The 9,421-nt window shown below is 39.8% G+C and carries 12 protein-coding genes; 4 read left to right on the top strand and 8 right to left on the bottom strand.

All coding sequences use genetic code 11. From position 1 onward, the window contains the following. Window positions 1-29 precede the first annotated feature (29 nt). The 6 genes from ACOI1D_RS19795 to ACOI1D_RS19770 all read right to left on the bottom strand — a co-directional run bounded on the left by ACOI1D_RS19795 (window position 30) and on the right by ACOI1D_RS19770 (window position 3,653). Window positions 30-329 (bottom strand): spore coat protein, encoded by a 300-nt coding sequence (locus tag ACOI1D_RS19795; RefSeq protein ID WP_422503721.1) that lies wholly within the window; start codon window positions 327-329, stop codon window positions 30-32. A 12-nt stretch (window positions 330-341) separates the two neighbouring features. Next, on the bottom strand, window positions 342-530 hold the full coding sequence (locus tag ACOI1D_RS19790) for a hypothetical protein (RefSeq protein ID WP_422503719.1): 189 nt from the start codon (window positions 528-530) through the stop codon (window positions 342-344). 96 nt (window positions 531-626) lie between these two features. Then, the gene (locus ACOI1D_RS19785) at window positions 627-1,193 is read right to left on the bottom strand and encodes a hypothetical protein (protein ID WP_422503717.1); all 567 of its coding nucleotides are present in this window, start codon (window positions 1,191-1,193) and stop codon (window positions 627-629) included. A gap of 106 nt (window positions 1,194-1,299) precedes the next feature. Continuing rightward, entirely contained in the window at window positions 1,300-1,980 is a 681-nt protein-coding gene (locus ACOI1D_RS19780; RefSeq protein ID WP_422503715.1) for a type 1 glutamine amidotransferase domain-containing protein, read from the bottom strand. Between the two features lie 434 nt (window positions 1,981-2,414). Then, window positions 2,415-2,939 carry a DsbA family oxidoreductase gene (locus ACOI1D_RS19775; RefSeq protein ID WP_422503727.1) on the bottom strand — a complete coding sequence of 175 codons (525 nt, stop codon included), beginning with the start codon at window positions 2,937-2,939 and terminating at the stop codon, window positions 2,415-2,417. Between the two features lie 72 nt (window positions 2,940-3,011). Further along, a complete protein-coding gene (locus tag ACOI1D_RS19770) occupies window positions 3,012-3,653 on the bottom strand; it encodes a DsbA family oxidoreductase (protein WP_422503714.1) in 642 nt (213 codons plus the stop codon). 206 nt (window positions 3,654-3,859) lie between these two features. Here ACOI1D_RS19770 and fdhF point away from each other — a divergent pair, with 206 nt between their 5' ends. The 4 genes from fdhF to ACOI1D_RS19750 are packed head-to-tail and all read left to right on the top strand — an operon-like array spanning window position 3,860 to window position 7,702. Next, window positions 3,860-6,850, top strand: a complete 2,991-nt coding sequence (gene fdhF, locus ACOI1D_RS19765; protein WP_422503713.1) for a formate dehydrogenase subunit alpha — start codon at window positions 3,860-3,862, stop codon at window positions 6,848-6,850. Then, on the top strand, window positions 6,825-7,316 hold the full coding sequence (locus ACOI1D_RS19760; protein WP_422503711.1) for a DUF1641 domain-containing protein: 492 nt from the start codon (window positions 6,825-6,827) through the stop codon (window positions 7,314-7,316). Before fdhF ends, ACOI1D_RS19760 begins: the two co-directional genes overlap by 26 nt. Window positions 7,317-7,334: 18 nt before the next feature. Further along, on the top strand, window positions 7,335-7,556 hold the full coding sequence (locus ACOI1D_RS19755) for a heavy-metal-associated domain-containing protein (RefSeq protein ID WP_422503709.1): 222 nt from the start codon (window positions 7,335-7,337) through the stop codon (window positions 7,554-7,556). Between the two features lie 17 nt (window positions 7,557-7,573). Further along, the gene (locus tag ACOI1D_RS19750; protein ID WP_422503708.1) at window positions 7,574-7,702 is read left to right on the top strand and encodes a hypothetical protein; all 129 of its coding nucleotides are present in this window, start codon (window positions 7,574-7,576) and stop codon (window positions 7,700-7,702) included. Between the two features lie 118 nt (window positions 7,703-7,820). On the opposite strand, the gene ACOI1D_RS19745 is transcribed toward ACOI1D_RS19750, so the two are convergent. Continuing rightward, on the bottom strand, window positions 7,821-8,597 hold the full coding sequence (locus ACOI1D_RS19745; protein ID WP_422503725.1) for a formate/nitrite transporter family protein: 777 nt from the start codon (window positions 8,595-8,597) through the stop codon (window positions 7,821-7,823). Between the two features lie 29 nt (window positions 8,598-8,626). Continuing rightward, complete coding sequence (gene fdhD, locus ACOI1D_RS19740; protein ID WP_422503723.1) at window positions 8,627-9,403, bottom strand: formate dehydrogenase accessory sulfurtransferase FdhD; 777 nt, start codon at window positions 9,401-9,403, stop codon at window positions 8,627-8,629. Between the last annotated feature and the right edge of the window lie 18 nt (window positions 9,404-9,421).

Below are 9,421 nucleotides of genomic sequence, written 5' to 3'. Positions count from 1 at the left end.
AGGCTCACTGATCAGTGAGCCTTTTACAATTATTGTTGAGGTAAACTTAATGCGCTTTCGGTTGTTTTCATATCAACGGCATTCTGTTCAATCATATCTGCAGGATGATAATAGCCTTTAGACATCATGTAGTTCGTTATTTGTTCATGTACATCAATTGCTGTGTTAAGCTGTGCCTTTAGTGCTTCCCTAATCTCTGGGGTAGCTGTTTCAGTCAGCGCAAGTGCATAATTCTTTATACCTGATTTAGCTGATACTAATAAATCAGTTGCGATAACCTGCTCCGTCATACCGCCCATACCTGTCATATTTTGAATCATTTCATTCATTCCATTTCCCCCTTAGGATAAAAAGCCTTTTAATGTTTGAATGTTTTCTCTGTCCGTTTGGGCTGTTTGTTTCAATAATTGCTTAAGCTCTGGATCCTGTGTTAAGGAACTCATAACCGTTGATTTTGTTAGACATAAGTTCTTGAAGTTTAACAATTCATGGATTTCTAATGTTTCGTGAACTCCGTTTGCTTGTGGCATTGTCATCCTCCTCTAACCATTTTGGCGGATTTTCATCCACTGTTAGAATGACCTAATAAGTGCTTTTTACTATTGGTTAATCAAGGTAATCGAACGTTAACTACTGCACAATTCGATGTTTTTCCACACAGCAGCATATTTCTTCCTATACTTTGTATCATCTTCTTTTTCAATTAATTGATGTGCCACTTGTTTTATTCCTTCTTCCTGTTTCTTCTCATATAAATTCCGAAGTCCTTGAATGATATCAAAACGAATTAATGTATAATTTTTTTCATTAACACCGTTAGTGAAGCGATCGACAAAACTGTTAACCACTAGCTCTTTCAGTTCTTCGCAAGCTAAACCTATTTTCCAAATTGATTGCAGCGTATGCCTGGCCGTTACAAATTTTTCGTCATATGTTACTTTCCAAATCAATTGAAAGTCTTCTATCATTCTTTTCTCAGGGTCGCTTATTGCCAGACTGCACAAGAACTGGGCTGCACGTGATCTTCTGTGATTGTCAGCGTGTGTTAAATCGTCTTTTAGTTTGTCCCATACTTCATAAGCCCAATCCACCGGTCCCTCCGTTTCAGCAAGTATAGAAATGTATGCCTCGTAGCGTATGTTTTTGTCGTCAGATTTCAGATTTTTAAAATGAGATTGTGTGGTACTGTTCATTTGCTTTGCCCCCTCCTTCAATTACTAATTAATTCCACTATACCATTGAATTTACTTCTAACTAAAAAAATCTCACCTCCAATATGGAAGTGAGATACATTATATTTTACTTCTTTTTTTCTAACGCCTTAACCAATTCATCGCCCATGAGATCTGATGAAAATGGATCACGACTTGTTACAATTTGATCGTCAGCCCATACAGCATGTGCTTTTTCACTTAAGTTACCTTTATCATAGTTAGCCACTTTCGTCATTTCCTGCTCCAGGCTAAATGGTAAGATATCCAGCAATCCCTCTGGCTCTATTTCATCTGGATAACCAGTGACATTCTTACCATCAATTATACTTTTCCCATCTGGGCGAAGCGTCCAAATAAGCGGTGCTGGACCATGGCATTCCGCAGCGACTATTCCACCATTATCGTAAATTTCATTGATAATACGATGTAGATCCTCACTTTTTGCGAGGTCGTACATAGCACCGTGACCACCGACGACCAATACCACATCGTATTCCTTTGAATTGATTGCCGAAAGCTTCTTAGTATCATCTGCCCTTCCTGACTCATACAACGCTTTATAGGTTCCCTCTGGATCATATTCAGGTAAAAAGCTCACCTCATCAACAACAGGTTTGCCTCCTAATGGGGAAGCTAGATCAACCTCATGACCAGCCTTCTCTAACGATTCGAGTGGAGAAAACAATTCTTCTCCCCACCAGCCTGTTTCATAATCATTTTTCTCATCTTTATAACCACCTGATAATACTGCCAGTACTTTTGCCATGTTTTATTCCTCCTTACATTGCTTCTCAAGGTGTGAATTCTCTCTTGTTCTGCAATTTATTTAATTTTCATTTCAACAACACCCGGTTTATTATTCACATATTTATCGCGTGTAATTCCTTCAGAACTAAGGAATTAATAAGGACTGCAAAACTTTTAGTTAAAATCGAGCATGAATGTTATAAATTCGAGCAGCGACGTCGATAATTCGAGCGCCAAACTTTTGGTGCTCGATTCGTGGTTGTTGGTGCTCGATATTTTATGATGGTGCTCGATTATCGCCGTTAGCGCTCGATTTTGGCTGAACCATGCTCGATTTTGAAAGTAATTTTCAGTCATACCCTTAACATGCAGCATACTCCAAAGTGAAAAAGGGAAAAGGCCATCAGGTTTTTATAATTGATAGCCTTTGAATTTATTTTAAATCGATTTTATTTAATCGTTCTTAATTAATTCAACAAGATCCTCATAGGATTGTGCACCCATGACGCCTTTGTTCCCTGAAATAAAACAAGGAATACCGGTTATACCAATTTGGCTTGCTTCCTGAATGTCATCTAAGACCTCGGGTTCATGTTTTCTTGATTCGAGCGCCTCTCTAAACGCGACTGGATCGAGGCCAATTGCTTCCGCGATTCCTACCAATGTATCAATGTCGTTGATCGCTTTTTCCTGCTGGAATTGCGCACGGAAAACAGCCTCATGATAATCATTTGATTTTCCTTGGGAATCAGCAAACTTGGCTCCTTCTAATGCATGGCGTGAATGCTTACTTTTATCATTCCAGTTCATCTCAATACCGTATTGCTTTGACATAGATTCAACGCCAGCCTTGGCCCTCTCCATGTACTCCGGGGTATGAGCAGGAATGTCAACACCCTCTGGTCTTAGTTCAAATGCCTTCCATTCAACTTCAACATCATAATCCTTAACCACCTGGTCAAGCGGGTTTTTCCCTATAAAGCAGAATGGTCACAAAAAGTCTGAGAACACTGTAATTTTTTTCTTCGTTGTCATAGTTTTTCCTCCTAATTATATATAACAGCCATCTGGTCCACAGACAGCTCCATCTCCAAAGGTTAGCCTCGGTTTATTTGCTTCATCTATAGCTTCTGCTAGCCGTTCTTTGCTATGCAGACCTACTAGAGTCTTGTCACCGATTTTAAGCGTAGGGACGGAAGTTATATTTTCGTCTTCAACCTGCTTCAATGCATTTAGATGGATATCCTTATAGGTCCTGTTCACTAAAGCAGTATGAAACTTATTTTTATCTAAACCAATCTCTTCAGCTAAAGTTGCCAGAACGTCGACATTTCCGATATCCAAGTCTTCCTGAAAGAACGCTTTAAGCATCCGACTACTATATTCATTACCCAAATTATGTTTCTTCGCAAACTGAAATCCTTCAAAAGCAAGATGCGTATATGGCTGAGGTGATACGGTTGGTAATTTTAATTCAACACCTAATTGTTCAGCAAAAGGATAAACCGACTGTTTCCAAGTGGTTTGTAAATAATCATCCTCTGGCTTTAGGGTTTCATTTGGCTCAGGGCGCAATTCAAACGGCATCCATTCGAGTTCTGCTTCTTTTCCCTCCATGGCTTCAAGCAATGGTTTTTCTAACAAGAAGCAAAAAGGACACACATAATCCGAATAAACTTTAATTTTTACCATGTGATGACCTCCTTCCCTAATTATTAGACCACATACCATTTCTGTATGAAAAGAAAAACGACTCAGTTTCTATAGAATGTACTATTAAAAAATATAATGGTTATTGTCCGGCAAATTATTACAAAATAACACATTTGCTTGTATCACAGGTTATTGAATGGTTAATACTTTAACTATAGTCAAAATAGTTAAGGAGGTTGGTGTCAATGAAAGAAAATAGTTTCACCCTCAAAGTGAATGATAAAGAAATTCAAGCGAATGAAGGGCAATCTATTTTAGAAGCAGCTCTGGAGAACAATGTATACATTCCAGATATTTGTTCCTCACAACCAGACCTGGGTGTCGGCGTTATCCAAACCTGTGACACCTGTTATGTAGAAGTGAATGGAGACTTGCAGAGAGCATGTTCAACCAAGGCAGTACCTGATATGGTAGTCAATTCTGTATCTGAAGTTGCAAGAGAAGCTCAGCTAGAAGGAATGTCACGTATTCTAAAAAATCACGAACTTTATTGTACGGTATGTGATAACAACAATGGAAACTGTGTGGTGCATAACACTGCAGAATACTTAGAAGTTGAGCACCAAAAGTATGAATTCACACCAAAGCCATATCCTCCTGATAACTCACATCCGTTTTATCGCTACGAGCCAGACCAATGTATTCTATGCGGACTTTGTGTTGAAGCTTGTCAGGACCTCCAGGTAAGTGAAGTGTTAAGCATTGACTGGGAAAAAGAGCAGCCCAGAGTTATTTGGGATAATAATGTTCCAATTGATGAATCTTCATGTGTATCTTGTGGTCATTGTGTGTCGGTTTGTCCTTGTAATGCATTAATGGAAAAGTCGATGCTTGGAAAAGCGGGATATATGACTGGGATTCCTAAGAACATATTAGAACCAATGATTGACATAACAAAAGATGTAGAACCTGGTTACAAGGAAATTCTCGCTATTTCTAATGTTGAAGCTACAATGCGGGAAGACCGTATCAAAAAGACAAAAACAGTCTGTACTTACTGTGGTGTTGGATGCAGCTTTGAGGTATGGACAAAGGGTCGGGAAATTTTAAAGATTCAACCACAAGAGGAGGCACCCGTTAATGGCATTTCAACCTGTGTAAAGGGTAAATTCGGTTGGGATTTCGTTAACAGTGAAGAACGCCTGACTAAGCCGCTTATTCGAAAAGGCGATAAGTTCTATGAAGCGTCATGGGATGAGGCCTTAAACCTTATGGCCGAAAAGTTTAAAGAAATGAAAGACAAAGAGGGTCCTGATTCAATAGGATTTATTTCATCCTCAAAGTGTACAAACGAAGAGAATTACTTATTTCAGAAACTCGCACGCTCTGTTTTTCAAACGAATAATATCGATAACTGTTCCAGGTATTGCCAAACGCCAGCATCAGCCGGTCTAATGCGGACAGTTGGAATTGGTGGAGATTCAGGTACAATCGACGATATCTCAAGTGCTGACCTGGTCATTGTTGTTGGGGCAAACCCAGCAGAGTCTCACCCAGTGTTAGCAACCAGAGTAAAGCGGGCCCACAAATTACGGAATCAAAAACTAATCGTCTCAGATTTACGAAAAAATGATTTAGCTGATCGGGCAGACATGCATATCCATCCAAAGCCAGGATCAGATCTTGTTTGGCTATCAGGGGTAACCAAATATATTCTTGATCAAGGCTGGGAAGATAAACAATTCTTGCAGGATCGCGTTAACCACTTTGACAAATATAAAGATTCATTAGAAAAATTTACACTCGAATATACGGAAGAAGTAACTGGATTATCTAAAGAAACATTAATAAAAGTTGCAGAAGAAATACACAGTTCTAACGGAACATGTATCCTGTGGGCAATGGGAGTGACCCAGCACCTTGGAGGTACAGACACAAGTACAGCTATAAGTAATCTTCTGTTAATCACAGGAAATTACGGTAAACCAGGTGCTGGTGCTTTCCCACTTCGGGGCCATAATAATGTGCAGGGCGCGAGTGATTTTGGTACGATGCCAAATTGGCTTCCAGGCTATGAACCTGTAGAAAATGATGAAGTGCGTGCTCGATTTGAAAAATCCTGGGGAACAAAAATTCCTAAGAAGCCTGGGTTAAACAACCATCAAATTGTAGAAGCGATAACTGATGGACGGGTAAAAGGAATGTATCTATTTGGTGAGGAAATGGGATTGGTCGATTCAAATATAAACTATGTACATGAGGCATTTGAAAAACTAGAGTTCTTTGTGGTTCAAGATATTTTCTTTTCAAAAACAGCACAATTTGCCGATGTTGTTTTACCAGCCGCTCCCAGCCTCGAAAAGGAGGGCACTTTTACAAATACGGAAAGAAGAATTCAACGATTCCATCAAGTTCTGAAGCCACTTGGTGACAGCAAGCCAGATTGGGAAATTTTTCGGGACTTTGCCAACAAGCTTGGTGCTGACTGGCAGTATACGCATCCATCCGAGATCATGGATGAAGTAGCCAAGCTCGCCCCAATTTTTGCAGGTGTCAGCTATGATCGTTTAGAGGGATGGGACAGCCAGATCTGGCCAGTGAAAAGAAACGGAGAAAGCACACCTCTACTATTTAAAGATAAATTTAAATTCCTGGACGGTAAGGCACGACTTTTTCCTGTCGACTGGACACCACCAAGAGAAGAGCCTGAAGAGTTTGACCTACACTTAAACAATGGTCGGCTACTGGAGCAGTTTCATGAAGGAAATATGACAGAGAAGTCAGATGGTCTTCAACATATCGCCCCTGGTCCTTGGTTAGAGGTTTCTAAAGAACTTGCAAAAGAACGCGATTTGGAAACTGGTTCACTGGTCCGTTTAACCTCTCCATACGGAATAGTTAAGATCCGGGTACTAGTAACGGAAAGGGTTACAGGAAGAGAACTCTATCTGCCTATGAACACAACGGAAAGCGAAAAAGCTGTAAACAAATTAACCAGTAGTTATTACGACAAAGATACTCATACACCAAATTATAAGGAAGCACATGTGAAAATGGACATGCTCGAAAAAAGTGGCGATTCACCATTGCCACGTAATAACTTTCGCTTCGGCAATCCCCAACCACATATTGGTGTAGAAGTACAGAAGAAATGGGATCGCAAAGATTTCACTTCGATACCTGCAATGCTTAAGAATGAGGGGGTTTATAATGGCAAAAGCGACCAGGCAAATTGAGCGAAAAGAAAGTAATGTCGATGAAGAACGTGCAGAGGACCTAAATGCTATTCTTAAGCAGATTGCAGACAACCGAGAAGCAATTCAGGATAGCCTTTTCATTCTTGAAGAGTTGCAGGAATCAGGTGTTCTTCCAATGCTGAGAGGATTACTTCGAACAAGAGAAAAAGTGGGATCCATTGCAATGGAACAGATTAATCAAACCAGTGTGCACAACATGATCAAAAATGGTATGAGTGGCATTGGTCTACTATCATCAATTGATCCTGATCAATTAAACCAAATAATCCAGGGATTAACCAAAGGGTTGCAGAAAGCATCAGAAAGTACGGACAACCAGGACCAAGTTGGAATTTGGGGATTAGTAAAATCAACTAAAGATCCAAATGTTAGAACATCGTTAAACACCATGATCCACTTTTTAAATGGCATGGGAGAAGGGTTATCGAATAAACAAGCCCATTAAGTCAAGGATGTGAAACCATTGATTACCCATAAACTATCTATCCCAGCACTGCAAAAGGAAGATGAAAGCAAGGTCTCAGAAGCTCTACATGATGTGTGGGGAGTTCGTAACGTTAAAATAAATGTTCAGTCAAAAGAAGCTATCATCTCCTTTGATGAGAATGCTGGGTCATTAGATGATTTTCAACAAGCAGTTATGGATATTGGCTATGAAGCAAATGCACTTGAAGGTGAAATTTGAAAGGGAGGTCTTTCTAAATGGCCAGGATTTGTGAGGTTTGTGGAAGGGTTGAGAAACCAGCAGATGAAGAACAAGTTTATGATATTCTGGATGTTTGCTCGGATTGCACCGAGCATGTAATCCATTCAACTTCCGAGATAGAATGATTATCCAAAATGAAAGGGTTAGAGCTGGTTTCCCAGATCTAACCCTTTCGTTATACGTTTTGATGCGTTCGGGCAGGTGTAGTTATCAACCGTGCTTTTACCAGTCCTCTTTCCACAATCAAACATCTTCTTTTAAATAGGCAAGCCAGTAAAACCAGCCTACAAAGATAGCACCACCGACAGCATTTCCCAGAAACACGGAAACAAAGTTAATAAAGTATTCACCCCAGGTGTAATAACCTGCAAAGATTGCAGCGGGAATGACAAACATGTTCGCAACAACGTGCTGAAAACCAATAGCAACAAACGCCATAATCGGGAACCAGATCCCGAGAATTTTCCCTGCCATGTCGTCTGCAGCATAACAAAGCCATACTGCTAAACATACCAGCCAGTTTGCTCCCACTCCTGACACAAATGCCTGAAAAAAGGAATCCTCTAGTTTGTGTCCAGCTACAGCAACTGTTTTTTCCAAATACGGACCAGTTTCCGTTAAACCGAGGATATGTCCAAAAAAGTAAGCAACGAAAATTGAACCAACGAAATTACTGACTGTTACAATAGACCAGTTTTTAACGATATGAATGGTTTTAATTTTACCTGAAAATCTTGCTGTTGCGACAGCCATCATATTACCTGTCAGTAATTCGCCTCCAGCAAGCAAAACAAATACTAGTCCGACTGGAAAAACTGCTCCACCGATTAGTGCAGACATAGATCCCCATATTTCTTCCGGCAAATCGCCTGTTACTCGAATGTCTAATAAAAACCCAAACGCTACAAAAGCTCCTGCTAAAAACCCGAGAACTAGTGAAGTCATTAATGGTAGATGAACTTTTTTTTCTCCATGTTTCATTGCTAATTCAGCTGTTCTTTTTGGTGGGTTAAATCCCATATCATTTCCTTCTTTCATAAATTTTCACCTTAAATAATTCGCTCTGGATGGGTATATACATTTAAACGATTTGTGCGAATAAAACCTATCGCGGTTATTCCTAAATCATCTGCCAGTTGTAGCGCTAACGATGTTGGCGCTGACTTAGATAAAAGGATTGCTGCCCCGATTTTTGCAACTTTTAATACAATCTCAGATGAGATTCTCCCGCTAAACACAACCACTTTATCTGCTAAGGAAATATGATTCTGTAAACAATAGCCATAGATTTTGTCCAAAGCATTGTGCCTGCCAATATCAGTTCGTGACAGTAAAAGTTTTTCCTTTGTTCCAAGCGCTGCATTATGAAATCCACCGGTCAATTGAGACAGAGAAGATTGATTTTGCATGTCTTCCATTAGTCGTAAACATTGCTTGACTGACATGTTCATATGACCACGAATGGTTTTGGCCGTTAGAACATCATTTTGAAAATAGAACTGCCTACTTTTTCCGCAACAAGAACCAATGAACCTTTTAGAGACTGAATCTTTATTTCTGACCTGTTTATTTTTCAGTTCAACGTATGCAAAACCACGAGTATTATCAATTTGAAGGGAGTTGATTTGCTCTGAGGAACGTATTATTCCTTCAGATGCTAAAAAACCAATAACTAGTTCATCTAAGTGGTCTGGAGAGCAAACCATTGTGGCAAATTCTTCCCCATCCAGTTGAATAGTTAATGGATGCTCGATTGCTGCGTTATCCTGGGTTTCACTTCGAATTTCACCATCATATTTAACGACGGTTACCTTCTCAATACTCATAACAACGCCCCCGTTTTC

The sequence above is a fragment of the Virgibacillus sp. DJP39 genome (assembly GCF_049310925.1).
Lineage (GTDB): Bacteria > Bacillota > Bacilli > Bacillales > Amphibacillaceae > Virgibacillus_F.
Note: the sequence above shows the minus strand (reverse complement) of the source record. Positions and strands in the feature narration are given on the sequence as shown.

Excerpts from the sequence above, each read along its gene's own strand:
- ACOI1D_RS19770 (WP_422503714.1), bottom strand. The coding sequence starts at position 3,653 with ATGGTAAAAATTAAAGTTTATTCGGATTATGTGTGTCCTTTTTGCTTC.
- ACOI1D_RS19790 (WP_422503719.1), bottom strand. The coding sequence starts at position 530 with ATGCCACAAGCAAACGGAGTTCACGAAACATTAGAAATCCATGAATTG.
- ACOI1D_RS19785 (WP_422503717.1), bottom strand. The coding sequence starts at position 1,193 with ATGAACAGTACCACACAATCTCATTTTAAAAATCTGAAATCTGACGAC.
- ACOI1D_RS19745 (WP_422503725.1), bottom strand. The coding sequence starts at position 8,597 with ATGGGATTTAACCCACCAAAAAGAACAGCTGAATTAGCAATGAAACAT.
- fdhF (WP_422503713.1), top strand. The coding sequence starts at position 3,860 with ATGAAAGAAAATAGTTTCACCCTCAAAGTGAATGATAAAGAAATTCAA.
- ACOI1D_RS19795 (WP_422503721.1), bottom strand. The coding sequence starts at position 329 with ATGAATGAAATGATTCAAAATATGACAGGTATGGGCGGTATGACGGAG.
- ACOI1D_RS19780 (WP_422503715.1), bottom strand. The coding sequence starts at position 1,980 with ATGGCAAAAGTACTGGCAGTATTATCAGGTGGTTATAAAGATGAGAAA.
- fdhD (WP_422503723.1), bottom strand. The coding sequence starts at position 9,403 with ATGAGTATTGAGAAGGTAACCGTCGTTAAATATGATGGTGAAATTCGA.
- ACOI1D_RS19760 (WP_422503711.1), top strand. The coding sequence starts at position 6,825 with ATGGCAAAAGCGACCAGGCAAATTGAGCGAAAAGAAAGTAATGTCGAT.
- ACOI1D_RS19750 (WP_422503708.1), top strand. The coding sequence starts at position 7,574 with ATGGCCAGGATTTGTGAGGTTTGTGGAAGGGTTGAGAAACCAGCAGAT.